Raw genomic sequence first — 15,500 nt, 5'->3', positions numbered from 1 at the left:
TAAGCGGACCGGATCAAGAGGATCCGGCGCCGTCCTGGCGGACGAAGGCGATGCGCAGCATGTTGGTCGCGCCGGGCGTGCCCAGCGGAATGCCGGCGGTGATCGCGATGCGGTCGCCGGGGCGGGCGAGGCCCTCGTTGTAGGCGATGACGCAGGCGCGATCGACCATGTCCTCGAGGTTCACCGCATCGGGCGATTCCACGCAGTGGATGCCCCACACGACTGAAAGCCGGCGGACGGTTCTGAGATTCGGCGACAGCGCGAGGATCGGCTTTGATGGCCGCTCGCGCGCCGCTCGGATCGCGGTTGAGCCGGACGAGGTGTAGGTGACGATGGCCGCCAGATCGAGCGTCTCGGCCACCTGGCGGGTCGCCGCGGAGATCGCGTCGGCTGCCGTTGCCTCAGGCTCGGCAGCCTGGGCGCGGATGATGCCGCGGTAGTTGCTGTCGCCTTCGACGGCGACAGCGACCTTGTTCATCATGGCCACGGCTTCGACCGGATACATACCCGAGGCGCTTTCGGCCGACAGCATCACCGCATCGGCACCCTCGAACACGGCGATCGACACGTCCGAGACTTCGGCGCGGGTCGGCACAGGCGAGGTGATCATCGATTCCAGCATCTGGGTCGCAACCACCACGGGCTTACCATAGCGGCGGGCGATGCGGATCATGCGCTTCTGGAGGCCCGGGACCTGCTCGAGCGGCAGTTCCACGCCGAGATCGCCGCGCGCCACCATGAAGGCGTCGCACAGCTTGATGATCTCTTCGAGCCGCTCGACGGCCTGCGGCTTTTCGATCTTGGCCATGACGCCGGCGCGGCCCTGGACGATCTTCCGGATATCGATGATATCCTCGGGCCGCTGCACGAAGCTGACCGCGATCCAGTCGGCTTCCGCCTCGAGGCCCTTCAACAGGTCGGCGTGGTCCTTCTCGGTCAGCGCGCCCATCGGCAGCAGCGTGTCGGGCAGGCTTACGCCCTTCTTGTCGCTCAGCTTGCCGCCGTAGATCACTTCGGTCTCGACCTGCCCGCCGCCGACCTTGGTGGCCCTCAGCTGCAGCTTGCCGTCATCGAGCAGCAGGCGATCGCCCACCGAGACGGACTCGAGGATTTCCGGATGCGGCAGGAACACGCGCTCGACCGTGCCGGGCGTCTCGGAGCTATCGAGCGTAAACTTGGCGCCGGCAACCAGCTGCACGGCACCATCGGCGAAGCGGCCGACGCGGAGCTTGGGGCCCTGCAGGTCGACGAGGATGCCGATCGGATGGTGCAGCCGGGCCTCGACATTGCGGATGAAGCCGACGGTCTGCTTCAGCAGCTCGTGGCTGGCGTGGCTCATGTTGATGCGGAACACGTCCGCACCGGCGCGCGCCAGCTTCTCGATCGTGGCTTCATCGTTGGACGCAGGGCCCAGGGTGGCGACGATCTTCACGCGTCTCATGCGTCTCATTCGAGGGGTGCACCTTCATCAGTAGGAGTATCGTCGGCGGGAGGAGCCGCGCCGTCGGTGGGGAGGTCGCCTTCCAGCGGTACAGTCTCTTCGGTGGCGTCCGTATCGTTGCTGATCACCTCGCCGTCGGTGAGCTGCAACGTCCAGTCGCTGCGGTTATTGGTGTCGACCTCGAAGAAGCCGGTGCGTTCGTAGCCGCGCGCCAGGCAATCCTCAACCCCGAAGATGGTGAAGGTCTCGTCGCGGGTGCACATGAAGACGCTGCCGTCCCAGGCCCCGCCGCTGATATCGTCGGCGGCATAGAGGTAGTAGTAGCGCCGCGCCTCGAGGTCGCCGCGGTAGACGGTGACGCAATTGTCGGGCTCAGCCACCCACCAGCCTTCGGACTGCCAGCCCTTCTCGGCGCGATAGCCGAAGGCGATGGAGACCTTGTTGGCGGTTTCGTTGCAGACGCGGAAGCTGCCTTCACCGGCTTCGGTGGCGGCGTTCGGGTCGGCCGGAGCCTGCGATTGGGCTTGGGCGGCGGCAGGGCTCAGCGGCGCGTCAGCGCGCGGCAGGAAAACCCAGATGGTGATAGCGATGAACGCGGCGGCGAGCACACCAGCGATGGCCAGGATGTAGCGCAATGGACCGTCCGGATTCGATGCCTGAAATCGTTTGCAGCGCGCGAGGTGTTGTGCGCAGCGCTCCGCCCGCTGTCAACCGGTAAACGAGGCTTTTGGCGGAATTACGAAACTGCTTGGGCACGCGGTGTGGATTGATGTCGAATGAGCTTGAACCAGCGTCGCCGAACGGGTTGAACGGGGGCCGAAAAGCAGAGGAATTCGACTATGGCCACCGTCTCCCCCGATAGCGTCGCACAGGACCAGATCAAAGCCTTCATCGAGCGCATCGAGCGGCTCGAGGAAGAAAAGGCCGCAATCGCCGGCGACATCAAGGAAGTTTACGCGGAGGCCAAGGGCAACGGCTTCGACACCAAGGTGCTGCGCAAGATCATCTCGATCCGCAAGCAGGACCACGCCGAGCGCATGGAGCAGGAAGCGCTGCTGGAACTCTATCTGACCGCACTCGGCATGGCCGCTGCGCCCAGCGACGACGAGTAACAAGACCAACCGGGGCGGGAGGCACCAATGAGCGCGCCGATCTATCGCGATCCGATCGCCGATGGTGCCGCCGACCCGACGGTCGTCCGCAAGGCGGGCACCGGCGAATGGTGGATGTTCTACACCAATCGCCAGCCCGCTTCGGACGGGCCCAAATTCACCTGGATTCACGGTTCGCCCATCGGTGTCGCGGTCTCGACCGACGATGGTGCCAGTTGGGTTTACCGCGGAACCGTCGCCGGGCTCGATGCGCCCGCGGACCTGGGGCAGCGCAATACGCACTGGGCGCCCGAGGTGATCTTTGCGGAGGGGCAATATCATATGTTCCTCAGCTACCTTACGGGCGTGCCGCATGATTGGCCGGGCTTCGACCGGACGATCGTCCATTTCACCAGCCCCGATCTCGAGAATTGGACACGGGTCGGCCCGCTGACCCTATCAAGCAGCAGGGTTATCGATGCCTGCGTGTTCCACTGTCCCGACGGGCTGTGGCGGCTCTGGTACAAGGACGAGGCCAAGGGCTCCGGCACCTGGGCCGCCACCAGCCCCGACCTGTTCGACTGGACCGTCGAGGGTCAGGTGCTGCCCGGCAACCCGGACGGCCCGCCGCACGAAGGGCCGAACGTCTTCGAACTCGGCGGCTGGTACTGGCTCATCGTCGATGAATGGCACGGGCAGGCGGTCTATCGCTCGACTGATACCCGCAACTGGGAGCGGCAGGGCCTGATCGGCGGCGAGCCCGGCGTGGACCCGGTGGACCGGCGCTATGTCCGACACGCCGATGTCGAGGTCGTCGGCGACCATGCGGCGCTCTACTACTTCACCCATCCCGAATGGGACGAGCGCAGCCAGGCGGAAGGGCCGCCAGACGTCGCTGCGCGGCGCACCGCAATCCACCACGCTCGCCTCACGGTTTCGGATGGCAAGCTGGTGTGCGAGCGGAATATTCCCGCCGACCTGCCGCTGCTGCGCGGCTAAGCCTTATTCCGCCGCCGAGCGTTCGTCATGATCGGGCGCATCAGGGCTGCCCGGCCCGGTTTCGGTGCCCAGATCGGGGAAGGCGACGATGCGCTGGTTGCGCAGGTCCATGCGCACCACCAGCAGCCCTCGTTCCTCGAAATAGGCGAGGAGGCGGCGAGCCCGTCCGGTCGAATGGGTGCCATAGGCACGGGCCAGCGCCGCGTCGGAAGGGCAGGGGGCGCCTTCGAGAGCGGCCCGGGCCAGCACCAGGAACACGCCCTGGACGTCGTCGGCCAGTTGCGTCGAGAGCGACAGCGCGTGCTGCCAGGTCTCGGAGCCGGCGGTATCGGCATCGACGCCCGCCCGGACCACCGCGAGCTTGCGGCGGAAGGCCGGCAGAGCCAGCACGTCGCCCGGTACGCGGCGGATGCGGCAACGGACCAGGAAGTCCTGATAGAGCACCGCCACAGAGCGGAACGAGGCGTCGCGATCCTCGAGCAGCTCGCGGATCACGCCGTCGAGTGCCGCCTCGCGCTCGGACGCGTCGATCGGCGCTTCCTCGACGCGGAGTTGCGGCGTCTGCGTGCGCACCAGTTGCTCCAGCAACTCAGTGGTCGAGGGCGGCGGAGGCGGGGCAGGGCGGCGGACTCGCGGTGCTGGTTCCGGCGCGCGGGTGAAGATCAGTTCCTTGGCATCTACCGGCGCATCGGGCAGCGGCATCAGCTTGGGGCTGGTGGAGCGGGCCGAGGTCTCGACCTCGCCGATCACCATCGGCAGCGGCCGGCGCGACAGGGCGGGACCGAGGGCGACGAAGTGGCCGCGCGCCAGGTCGCGGAACATTTCGGCCTGCCGGCGCTCCATGCCGAGCAGGTCCGCGGCGCGGGCCATGTCGATATCGAGGAAGGTGCGGCCCATTAGGAAATTCGAGGCTTCGGCGGCGACGTTCTTCGCCAGCTTGGCCAATCGCTGCGTGGCGATCACACCGGCCAGCCCGCGCTTGCGGCCGCGGCACATCAGGTTGGTCATCGCCCCGAGCGACAGTTTTCGCGCTTCGTCCGAGACTTCGCCGGCGATCGCCGGGGCGAACAGCTGGGCTTCGTCCACCACCACCAGCATCGGATACCAGTAGTCGCGATCGGCATCGAACAGCCCGCCGAGGAAGGCCGCGGCGCAGCGCATCTGCTGCTCGACATCGAGCCCCTCGAGGCTCAGCACCACCGAGACGCGGTGCTGGCGGACGCGGGCGGCGATACCGGTGAGCTCAGCCTCGCTGCGCGAGGCGTCGACGACGAGGTGGCCGTACTTGTCAGCCAGGGTGACGAAATCGCCCTCGGGGTCGACGATGCATTGCTGCACCCAGGGTGCACTTTGTTCGAGCAGCCGCCGCAGCAGGTGGGATTTGCCGGAGCCGGAATTGCCCTGGACGAGCAGACGCGTCGCGAGCAGTTCCTCGAGATCGAGCCTTGCCTCGGCGCCACCCTGCGCCACACCCATGTCAATGCCGACCTGCATGGGGTGTGGTTAGCTGATTCTTGGGTGGAAGGTCGCACTGAACACGGCTTAACCCCCGAGCGTCACATCCAACACCGGCCGTCATCCCGGCGAAAGCCGGGACCCACTGCTCGAACGGCAGGTCCGGACGCGGGACGTGCCGGTCCATCGTCGATAGGTCGGAGACGGCCAGCGTCGTGATGGGCTGGTGCACTGGGTCCCGGCTTTCGCCGGGATGACGGCCGGTGGGGTAGGAGGCCCCTAAGCCTAAGCCTTAGTCGTCCGCGGCGCCGCGGCCGTGTCGATTCCCAGCGTCGTCAGCGCAGTCGCGACAATCCCGGCTCGGTCCAGACCCGCCACGGCATACATGTCGTTCACGCCCGCCTGCTCGGTGAACACGTCAGGGATCATCAGCGGCCGGAACTTCAGCTTGCCGTCCAGCATGCCGTTACGCGCAAGGAAGGTCGCGACGTGGCTGCCGAAGCCGCCGATGCCGCCTTCCTCGATGGTAATCAGCACCTCGTGCTCCTTGGCCAGCCGGGCGAGCAGCGTCTCGTCCAGCGGCTTCAGGAACCGCATATCTGCGATGGTCGGGTTGAGGCCATAGGCCATCAGCTTTTCGCCCGCGGCGATGACTTCGCCGAGGCGGGTGCCGAAATTGACCAGCGCCACCGACTTGCCTTCGCGCAGGATGCGACCCTTGCCGATCTCCAGCACGCTGCCGCGCTGCGGCAGCTCGACGCCGAGCCCATCGCCACGCGGATAGCGGAAAGCGATCGGGCCCTCGTCATAGGCCGCGGCGGTCGCCACCATGTGGCGGAGTTCGGCCTCGTCGCCGGCCGCCATCACCACCATGCCGGGGATGGCACCGAGATAGGCGGCATCATAGTTGCCGGCGTGGGTCGGGCCGTCGGCGCCGACATAGCCGGCCCGGTCGATGGCGAAGCGCACCGGCAGGCCCTGCACCGCAACATCGTGCACCACCTGGTCATAGGCGCGCTGCAGGAACGTCGAGTAGATGGCGACGAACGGCTTCATGCCCTCGGTCGCCATGCCGGCGGCGAAGGTCACGGCGTGCTGCTCGGCGATGCCGACGTCGAAGACGCGCGTTGGGAACAGCTCGGCGAACTTGTCGAGCCCGGTGCCGTTGGGCATCGCGGCGGTCACCGCGACGACGCGGTCGTCGGCCCTGGCTTCCTCGATCAGGCTCTGCGCAAACACCGAGGTGTAGCTCGGTGCGTTCGACTGCGGCTTGGTCTGGGCGCCGGTGATGACGTTGAACTTGTTGACGCCGTGGTACTTGTCGGCGGAGCTCTCCGCCGGGCCATAGCCCTTGCCCTTCTTGGTCACCACGTGAACGAGGATCGGGCCGGACTCGGCATCGCGCACGTTCTGCAGCACGTCGAGCAGGTCGTTCAGGTTGTGGCCGTCGATCGGGCCGACATAGAAGAAGCCCAGCTCTTCGAACAGCGTGCCGCCGGTGAAGAACGAGCGGGCGAACTCCTCGGTCTTTTTCGCCGTCTCGTGGATCAGCTTGGGCATCTTTTCGGTGATCGACTTCGCCGTGTCGCGGAAGCCGCGATAGAACGGGCCGGAAACGAGCTTCGCCAGATACGAGCGCATCGCACCGGTGGGCGGCGCGATCGACATGTCGTTGTCGTTAAGGATGACGATCAGCCGGGCGTCCATGGCGCCGGCATTGTTCATCGCCTCATAGGCCATGCCGGCGGACATCGCGCCATCGCCGATCACCGCAATAACATTCCGCTTCTCGCCCTTCAGCTCGGACGCCACTGCCATGCCGAGGCCGGCCGAGATCGAGGTCGAAGAGTGCCCGGCGCCGAACGGGTCGTATTCGCTCTCGGCGCGGCGGGTGAAGCCCGACAGCCCATCCTTCTGGCGCAGCGTGCGGATGCGGTCGCGGCGGCCGGTCAGCACCTTGTGCGGATAGGCCTGGTGGCCGACGTCCCAGATCAGGCGGTCGTTGGGAGTATCGAAGGTGGCGTGCAACGCAACGGTCAGCTCGACCACGCCGAGGCCGGCGCCAAGATGCCCGCCGGTCACAGATACAGCGTCGATCACCTCGGCGCGCAGCTCATCGGCAACCTGGCGGAGTTCGTCGCGCGACAGCGATTTCAGGTCGGCGGGGGTCGATACCTGATCAAGCAGCGGTGTTTGGGGCTTGTCCAAAAATCCCGATCCTTCGCCGGTGCGCGCCGGTCTCTCAAGAGAGACTTAGAGGCTCGGGTTCGGCATTGCAACGCCCGGAAGGCGCGGCTTTTTAGCGTTCCGCGACGAGCTGCAGACCGTCCGTCACGAAGCGGTCGTAAGCGGGAATTGCGGCGTTGTCGGGAAGGAAGGCGACACGGCCGGTCAGTGGGCCGAGTTCAGTGCCCTTTTCGAGGTAACCCTCGGCCTCGGTCATCTCGGCCCAGAACGCCGTGGTCATCAGCACCGGCTGCACCAGCGTGTCGTTGACGTGGTCGATTTCGGGGGCGACCAGCTCCATGTCGCGCAGCGCAATGCTCTGGTTGGGCTGGCGGCTCAAGGCAAGGTCGGCGAGGGCGGCCTGCATCGGCTGCGAGGCTTCGCTGCCGGTCAGCGCGTTGAAGGTCATGTCGAACATGCCCTTTAGCGCCGGCAAGCCATCGCCGCCGCCCAGCGATGCGGTCTGGATGCCGTCGGGGTTGAGCAGCTGTTCCTTGGTCGGCAGGCTGGCGACCACGGCGTTCTCACGCTCGATGATCATCTGCAGCGCCTTTTCGGCGGCCGGGTTGGTGCTGGTCGGCACATAGGCCGTGACCATGTCCTCGTCCTTGGGGCTCATCAGCTGACGCGGCTTGGGCAGCGGCTGGTCGATGGCGGCGAGGGCTGCGACCGCGGTCTGGCCGGTCTCGCCGCCAAGCGGCGAACGCGTGGCGAGCTGGATGCGGGCGGATTTGGTCAGCGGTACCGGAGCGCCGACGGCCTCGAAGGCCGATATGTCGATGGCGGGCGGCAGGGCTGCTTCGGCCAGCTGGCTGCCGGTCTTGGAGCGGAACACCGGGACCGGGGCAGTGACTTCGAACGTCGGGACCACTCGCTGCGCCGGCTCTTCGGCCGAGGCGAGCATCACAGTGGCGCCGCCGAGCGTGCGCGGACGGATGGCAGGGATTGGCGCGGCTTCACCGGCATTTTCGGCGAGCATGGTGGCCGGAGCGCTCTCGAAGATCGAGTCGCCATCACAAGGCACGGTATGGCACTTGGTCCACTGCGCCTGCGCGTAGGCGCGGCCGTCATTGGACAGCGGCTTGCCGTCGGTGGGCAGATGCAGGGTCTTGCCGTCGGGGAAGACCTTCTTCAGCTGCGCCCGGGTCATGCGCGGCCAGGCGCGCACATTGCCGGTGTCCATGTGGACGAACGGGCTGCCGGAGGTGGGATAGAACCCGACGCCGCCGACCTGATGCTTCATCGCGGTGGCGCGCAGCTTCGACAGGTTCACGCCCGGAATGAAGACGTCCATCGCCTTGCCGCGCATGTGCTGTGAATTCTCGGCGACGCCGGACGACTTGGCGCGCAGCATCTTGTTGGTCTTGGGCGAGCGGTAGGACGAAACGATGTTGTAGGGCTGGGTGGCGCCGACCTCTTGGTACACTTCCCAGAGGAGGTCGAAGAGGGCGGGATCCATCTTCGTCGGTTCCTTGGTTCGCCAGTCGGCGAGGAACACATTCATCTGCCGCAGCACGGCCTGGTCGTACTGGCCGTTGCGCTTGAAGGTGAAACGGGCGGTCTCGCCGGTGTGGGTGTGGTGCAGGTAGAGCGTGCGGTCGCCGGCGCTGCTACCGCTGCCAAAAGCAGCGTTCACCGGCACGACGCTCGGCGGCAGCAGGACGGTCAACGCCATCGTCGCGGCGAAGAACAGCCGCGGCAAAGCCCGCCAAGATCCCAACAGTTTCCCCAACACGCCCCGAACGACCCGTTGCAACCCAGTAGACGAGAAAGCCTAGCGCCAGTTCGATGAGAATACATTAACGCTAACGGCGGGTAAGCAAAGCAAGGCGCCCACCGTGCCGCTTTCTAGGCAGAAAATCCGGCTGAACCAAGGCCGAATTCCTAAGCAGTCGTAAACGCTTGGCCAACTGGCCTCATGCGACACCATGCGAAAGGGCCGGCGCCTCGCGGCAGCCGGCCCTTACTTCTAGTCTCGAACTGCCCTCAACGCTATTCCGCGAGCAGGTCTTTCAACCGCTGGTTCAGCCCATACACATCGCCGTAGGAGCGGATGGTGCCGTCGGCGTCGACGCGCAGCGTGAAGTACGAGATGTGAACCGGAATATGGGTCTCGAGGTTCACCCAGCGCTCGGTATCGCCGAACATCGCCTCGAGCTTTGCGGCATTGAGCTCCGGCTCGAGCGCCAGCAGCGCATCGGCAAAGTCCATCGGGTTCTCGACGCGCACGCAGCCATGGCTGTAGGCGCGGAACGAGCGCGAGAACAGCGATTTGGACGGCGTGTCGTGCAGGTAGACATCGTGCTCGTTGGGGAACAGGAACTTCACCCGGCCCAGCGCGTTGCCGCCGCCCGGCCGCTGCCGGATGTGGAAATTGTTGATGTTGGTCTGCGTCCAGTCGACGGCGGCCGCATTGATCACCTTGCCGCCCGACAGCATCTCCATGTTCTGGCTGGCGAGATAGCCCGGGTTGGCGAGGAGATGCGGCTTGATCTCGTTGGTCGCGATCGAGGCCGGCACGTTCCAGTACGGGTTGACGACGATATGCTCGATCTCGTCGTTGAACACCGGCGTCTGGTTCTGCGGACGGCCAACGACGACGCGCGTCGTGTAGTGGACGTCGTCCTTGTTCATGATCCAGAGGCGGAACTCGGGGATGTTCACCGTCACCTGGAAGTCGCCGTAGTCGTTCGGCTCCCAGCGCCAGCGCTCCATGTTGGCGACGATGTCTTCCTTGGTGGTGGCCGATCCGCCATTCAGCGCCGCGATGGTCGCGGGCCCGATGACGCCGTCACCGTTGAGCCCGAGGCTCTCCTGGTAGGCCTTCACCGCGTCAACCAGCGGCTCGTCGTAGTCGAGGTCGACGGCGGCAGTGGCGCCGGCGGTCTCCGGGATATCGGGCTCGGGCACGTCGAGGCGCTGGCGCAGCAGCGTGACGCGTTCGTCCTGCATCCCCGGCTTCAGGAGCTTGCCCTCGGGAATGGTGATCGCGGCGTCCATCACGGCGCCGTCGTAGAATTTCGCCAGCGCGGCCTTGAGGCCAAGGAATTCCGGCTGGGTGGGCGACAGGGCGAGCAGGACCTTGTCCGGCTCCGGGCTGTCGGCCAGCTTCACCAGCATCTCGGCTTCGTTGATGCGCTTGGGGGTGATGGTCCAGGTGTCGTTCACCGCGGTCGGCGCGATGCGGCCGCCAAAGGCGTCCTGAGCATAGCGGATTGCCGCGGTGGAGAAGGCGGTCTCAAGCGCGGCGAGCTTCGCCGGATCGGTGCCAGCTGCTGCGACGTCGAGGTCGGCCGTCAGGTAGTCCGAGGGGCGGAAGCCTTCGAGTTCGGAAGCCTTGAAGACGTCGATGATCTTTTCGGCATTGGGCGAAAACGCGATCGAGCCGTCGGCGGCCTTGGTCAGCCAGAGCGGCTCGAAATGGCGAGCGCCATAAAAGAAGTAGAGCTTCTGGGTCTGCTGGTACGAGCGGGTGCCCTTTTCGGCAGCCGCGTAAGCCTGGGAGAGCCCAGCCTTGATGATCCGCGCCAACTCGGTCTTGGGCGGCGCGATGACGATGCGGGTGGTTTCGATGCCGGCGACCGTCACGGTTTCCTGGGCCCAGGCTTGCGTGAAGATCGCAAATGGCGATGCGAGCGCCACCGTGCCCGCCAACAACAAGGCCTTCAGCATAGTCATTAAGTACTCCGTGCCCGGCTGGTGGGCTGGCAAGGGGCGGTGCGAGGGGGAGGATTCGGCACTTTTGCCCCAGATATGCATTTTGCTTAGCCCACAAATCTTAACGCTGACAATTCCTCGCGATTTTGTGAGTTCGGTCTGTGGACTTGGTGCAACTAACGCCCCGATCTCCTAGGCGGCGTCGCTCTCCAGGCCCTCGTCCAAACCGTACTCACGCAGCTTGCGGTAAAGTGTCGACCTGCCGATGCCCAACGCCCGCGCCACCCGCGACATGCGGTAGCCGTAGTGGCGCAGCGCGAACACGATCAGTTCGCGCTCGACATCGGCAAGGGCGGCGACCTCGCCACTCTGCGCAACGAAGCGGTCGGCGACCGCATTCGTGCTCACAACCTCGCGTATTGGAGCGATAGCCTCGTCGATGTGAACCGGGGCTGAAGGGCTCGGAACGCTGGAAGTGAGCTTCAGCGCCTCCGCGCGACCGGCGCCGAGCGCCGCAATCTGCGGGAAGTCGGCGCTCTCGAGATAGGCGCCATCGCTCAGCACCACGGCGCGATAAACTGCATTCTCCAGCTGCCGGATGTTGCCCGGCCAGTTGTAGCCGCGCAGCAGCTCCACCGCAGGCTCCGAAATCCCGACGATGCGCTTGCCCGCCTCTGCAGCAAGCCGGGCGATAAAGTGCTCGACCAGCACGGGCAGGTCTTCCATGCGGTCGCGCAACGGCGGCACGTAGAGCGGGAAGACGTTGAGCCGGTAGTAGAGATCCTCGCGGAACGCGCCGGCTTTGGTGAGGTTCAGCAGCCGGCGATTGGTCGCCGAGATCAGCCGCACATTGACCCGCACCGGCTTGTCGGCGCCCAGCGGTTCAATCTCGCCCTCCTGGATGACGCGCAGGAGCTTCACCTGCGTTTCCATCGGCAATTCGCCGACCTCATCAAGGAAGATGGTGCCGCCGTTGGCTTCCATGAACTTGCCGGCATGGTCGGTGGTGGCGCCGGTGAACGCGCCCTTCCGATGCCCGAAGAGGATCGACTCGACGAGATTGGCGGGGATGGCGCCGCAGTTGACCGTGACGAACGGTTTTCCTGCCCGGTCGCCCGAGCCCTGGATCACCCGTGCCACCAGCTCCTTGCCGACGCCGGTCTCGCCTTCGATCAGTACAGGGATGGTCGATTTGGCCGCCTTGGCACAAAGCGACAGCACCCGGTCCATGCTCGGCGCGCGGGTGACGATGTCGGCAATGCCCATCGTGCCGCTGAGCCGGCTGCGATCGGTGCGCACCAAGGTCTCGAGTTCGCCGAGCTTCAGCGCGTTGCGTAGCGACATGATCAGCCGCTCCGGCGCTACCGGTTTGACGAAGAAATCGGCAGCGCCCTGGCGCATCGCGGTGACGACGGTATCAAGTGACGAGTGTCCGGTCTGGACGATCACCGGAGTCGAGAGCCCGTCGCGGCGCATTGCTTCCATCACCGCCATGCCATCGAGATCGGGCATCACCAGATCGAGAACCATGGCGCCGATGCCGGGGTCGGCGTGGAGCAGTTCCAGCGCCTGCCTGCCGCTGGTGGCTGTCACGGCAGAGAAACCGGCCCGGTTGGCGACCTCCGAAGTCAGCCGCAATTGCACCAGGTCGTCATCAACTATCAGAACGCGCGTCATGGTCCTCCAGGACTTTTCGTTGCACGAAACGCCGCCCGCGGCGAATCGCGCTGTGCCGTTTTGGAGCAGCATGGGAGGGGTGGGTTAAGAGGCGATTAAGCCTGCCGAATCCGCCTTCCGCTTCCCATCGGCTGGCCCGGTGGCTAAGGTCGCGGCCGCTTTGAAGACCGAGGTGATGAATTGTCGAAGATCGAACTGACGCGTGCCCCCGAAGCCCAGGCCCAGCGGGGCCATAACCAGCTCGGCGACATGCCGGTGTGGAACCTCGACGATCTCTACACAGGCAACGACTCGCCCAAGTTGAAGGCTGATCTGGCGGCCGCCAAGGCCGATGCCAAGAGCTTCGAGGCCGACTACAAGGGCAAGCTCGAGGCGCTGGCCAAATCCGGCAAGCTGATCGACGCGATCAAGCGCTACGAAGCGCTGAGCGATCTCAGCGGCAAGCTCGGTTCCTACGCATTCCTTCAGTACGTGCGGAACACCCAGGAGCCCGACAAGGTGAAGTTCCTCGGCGACCTCAGCCAGGCACTGACCGACCTTTCGACCGGCCTCATCTTCTTCGGCCTCGAACTCAACCGCATCGACGAGGGCGTACTAGAAACCGCGCTTGCAGGTAGCGCCGAGCTCGGCCGCTACCGGCCGTGGTTCACCGAACTGAGGAAGGCCAAGCCGTATCAGCTCGAAGACAAGATCGAAGAGCTGTTCCACGAAAAGTCGGTGACCGGGGCAGGTGCCTGGAACCGGCTGTTCGACGAGACGATGGCCGCCCTCAAGTTCAACGTCGACGGCGAGGAACTGAACCTTGAATCGACGCTCAACTACCTCTCCGACAAGGACGAGGCGAAGCGCGAGGCGGCGTTCGGCGGCATTTCGAAGACCCTGCACGGCAACGAAAAGCTCTTCACCCACATCACCAACGTCCTCGCCAAGGACAAGGAAATCGCCGACCGCTGGCACGGCTTCAAGGACATCGCCGACAGCCGCCACCTCGAGAACTCGGTGGAGCGTGAAGTGGTGGATGCGCTGCAGACCGCCGTACGCGCCGCCTATCCGCGGCTCAGCCACCGCTATTACGCGATGAAGGCCAAGTGGTTCGGCAAGGACCAGCTCAACGCCTGGGACCGCAACGCGCCGCTGCCGACCAGCGATGATCGCGTCTACGACTGGCAAAGCGCCAAGGACACGGTGATGCAGGCCTACGGCGCCTTCTCACCCAAGCTGGCCGAGATTGCCGCTCCGTTCTTCGAAAAGGGCTGGATCGACGCGCCGACCAAGGACGGCAAGTCGCCGGGCGCTTTCGCCCACCCGACCGTCCCCTCGGCGCACCCGTATTTGATGCTCAATTACCTGGGCAAATCGCGCGACGTGATGACCCTCGCGCACGAGCTGGGCCACGGCGTCCATCAGGTCCTCGCCGGCCCGCAGGGCGCGCTGATGGCGCCAACCCCGCTGACCCTCGCGGAAACCGCCTCGGTGTTCGGCGAGATGCTGACCTTCCGCTCGATGCTCGCCAACACCACCGACCCGACGCAGCGCTTCGCGATGCTCTCGAGCAAGGTGGAAGACATGCTCAACACCGTGGTGCGGCAGATCGCGTTCTACACCTTCGAGCGCGAGGTCCACACCAAGCGCAAGGAAGGCGAGCTGACCACGGCCGATCTCAATAAGATCTGGCTCGACGTCGGCGCCGAGAGCCTCGGGCCCGCCATCAAGCTGAACGAAGGCTACGACATCTTCTGGGCCTACATCCCCCACTTCATCCACTCGCCGTTCTACGTCTACGCCTACGCCTTCGGCGATTGCCTCGTGAACTCGCTCTATGCGCAGTACGAGAAGTCGAGCGAAGGCTTCGCCGAGCGCTACTTCGAGTTGCTGAAGGCCGGCGGCAGTAAACACCACTCAGAGCTCCTCGCCCCCTTCGGCCTCGACGCCCGCGACCCCGGCTTCTGGTCACTTGGTTTGGGGATGATCGAGCGGCTGATCAACGAGCTGGAGGCAACCCAGCCAAGTCGATGATGACGATATCATGGAACGGTGCCCGGTAAGACTCCGCGGCTATCTTGCAACACTATGTGACTACTGTTGAGGCTCCGACGACGTCTTGTTGACTTGTGTCCATTTGAAGGCATTCTGATGGCTACCAAATTGGGCGTCGGGAGCTTGGAATGATTCGTGCGTTGATCGTTGGCCTGCTGGCCGCGACTGCTGTGTCTTCGACAATGGCTGCCGATTTGATCGTCGATGAACCGGTTGCCGAGGCCGCTCTCGCCGCCCACGACTGGGATGGCGTCTACGTGGGCGTGTTTGCCGGCTATGGTGCCGGCACCGCGAATTCGTTTGGTGTCGATACTGACATCTCTGGTTGGCTGGCTGGCGGCGCTGTAGGCGCGAACTTTACTGTCTCCGAGGCGATCGTTGCCGGTATAGTTGGTGACCTTGCGTGGAGCAGCATCTCTGGCGTGACCGGCGGTGCCGACGTCGACCTCGATTGGGTCGGGTCTGTGCGCGGACGCCTGGGCATCAATGGCGGAGCGTTCCTGCCGTATTTGACGGGCGGTCTCGCGGTTGCAGGCGTATCGCTGGATGCGCCTCCCGACAGCGCCTCTCAAGTCTATGTCGGCTGGACTGCTGGTGCCGGTGTCGAGTTTGCAGCTACCGACGATCTGTCGATCGATTTGCTGTACCGCTACTCAGACTATGGCTCTCACGATATCACGCTGAACGCGGCCACCTCGCCGGTCACCTTGAACACCCACCAAGTCAGCGTTGGCCTCAACTGGGCACTCTGACCTCTCGATAGTGGTTTGAAAGAGGGTCGCCCTTTTTGGGCGGCCCTTTTTGTTTCTGGGAGGCCCTTGAGGCCGGGAGCCGCATAGATGTTGGGTGGGTCAGCCAGCGGCGCGCTTGTAAGCTGTGCATCGGCAAAGTATGAGAAACCACGGCTCGTCCCACGC

The 15,500-nt window shown here is 65.1% G+C and carries 11 protein-coding genes; 4 read left to right on the top strand and 7 right to left on the bottom strand.

Annotation, left to right across the window (positions count from 1 at the left end; all coding sequences use genetic code 11):
• Window positions 1-13 precede the first annotated feature (13 nt).
• Together pyk and AC1DWU_RS10325 are read right to left on the bottom strand one after the other, a co-directional pair.
• A complete protein-coding gene (pyk, locus tag AC1DWU_RS10330) occupies window positions 14-1,450 on the bottom strand; it encodes a pyruvate kinase (RefSeq protein WP_477149888.1) in 1,437 nt (478 codons plus the stop codon).
• Complete coding sequence (locus AC1DWU_RS10325; protein ID WP_477149887.1) at window positions 1,447-2,076, bottom strand: DUF1036 domain-containing protein; 630 nt, start codon at window positions 2,074-2,076, stop codon at window positions 1,447-1,449. Before AC1DWU_RS10325 ends, pyk begins: the two co-directional genes overlap by 4 nt.
• Window positions 2,077-2,280: 204 nt before the next feature.
• Here AC1DWU_RS10325 and AC1DWU_RS10320 point away from each other — a divergent pair, with 204 nt between their 5' ends.
• Both AC1DWU_RS10320 and AC1DWU_RS10315 read left to right on the top strand, forming a co-directional pair.
• The gene (locus tag AC1DWU_RS10320) at window positions 2,281-2,553 is read left to right on the top strand and encodes a DUF2312 domain-containing protein (protein ID WP_299639417.1); all 273 of its coding nucleotides are present in this window, start codon (window positions 2,281-2,283) and stop codon (window positions 2,551-2,553) included.
• 27 nt (window positions 2,554-2,580) lie between these two features.
• The gene (locus tag AC1DWU_RS10315) at window positions 2,581-3,531 is read left to right on the top strand and encodes a family 43 glycosylhydrolase (RefSeq protein ID WP_477149886.1); all 951 of its coding nucleotides are present in this window, start codon (window positions 2,581-2,583) and stop codon (window positions 3,529-3,531) included.
• Window positions 3,532-3,534: 3 nt separating this feature from the next.
• Here AC1DWU_RS10315 and AC1DWU_RS10310 read toward each other — a convergent pair whose 3' ends face one another.
• The 5 genes from AC1DWU_RS10310 to AC1DWU_RS10290 form a co-directional block, all read right to left on the bottom strand.
• Entirely contained in the window at window positions 3,535-5,025 is a 1,491-nt protein-coding gene (locus tag AC1DWU_RS10310; protein ID WP_477149885.1) for a helicase HerA domain-containing protein, read from the bottom strand.
• 246 nt (window positions 5,026-5,271) lie between these two features.
• Window positions 5,272-7,194, bottom strand: coding sequence for a 1-deoxy-D-xylulose-5-phosphate synthase (dxs, locus tag AC1DWU_RS10305; RefSeq protein ID WP_477149884.1), 1,923 nt, complete (start codon window positions 7,192-7,194; stop codon window positions 5,272-5,274).
• Window positions 7,195-7,285: 91 nt separating this feature from the next.
• Window positions 7,286-8,932, bottom strand: a complete 1,647-nt coding sequence (locus tag AC1DWU_RS10300) for a peptidoglycan L,D-endopeptidase MepK (protein WP_477149883.1) — start codon at window positions 8,930-8,932, stop codon at window positions 7,286-7,288.
• A 272-nt stretch (window positions 8,933-9,204) separates the two neighbouring features.
• Window positions 9,205-10,890, bottom strand: coding sequence for a L,D-transpeptidase family protein (locus tag AC1DWU_RS10295; protein ID WP_477149882.1), 1,686 nt, complete (start codon window positions 10,888-10,890; stop codon window positions 9,205-9,207).
• Window positions 10,891-11,061: 171 nt separating this feature from the next.
• Window positions 11,062-12,546 (bottom strand): sigma-54-dependent transcriptional regulator, encoded by a 1,485-nt coding sequence (locus tag AC1DWU_RS10290; protein WP_477149881.1) that lies wholly within the window; start codon window positions 12,544-12,546, stop codon window positions 11,062-11,064.
• A 249-nt stretch (window positions 12,547-12,795) separates the two neighbouring features.
• Here AC1DWU_RS10290 and AC1DWU_RS10285 point away from each other — a divergent pair, with 249 nt between their 5' ends.
• Both AC1DWU_RS10285 and AC1DWU_RS10280 read left to right on the top strand, forming a co-directional pair.
• A complete protein-coding gene (locus AC1DWU_RS10285; RefSeq protein ID WP_477150065.1) occupies window positions 12,796-14,562 on the top strand; it encodes a M3 family oligoendopeptidase in 1,767 nt (588 codons plus the stop codon).
• Window positions 14,563-14,711: 149 nt separating this feature from the next.
• A complete protein-coding gene (locus tag AC1DWU_RS10280) occupies window positions 14,712-15,335 on the top strand; it encodes an outer membrane protein (protein WP_477149880.1) in 624 nt (207 codons plus the stop codon).
• The last annotated feature ends 165 nt before the right edge of the window (window positions 15,336-15,500 follow it).

It is taken from the genome of Devosia sp. P2_G7 (assembly GCF_056403495.1).
This window is presented reverse-complemented; position numbering and strand designations above follow the sequence as displayed.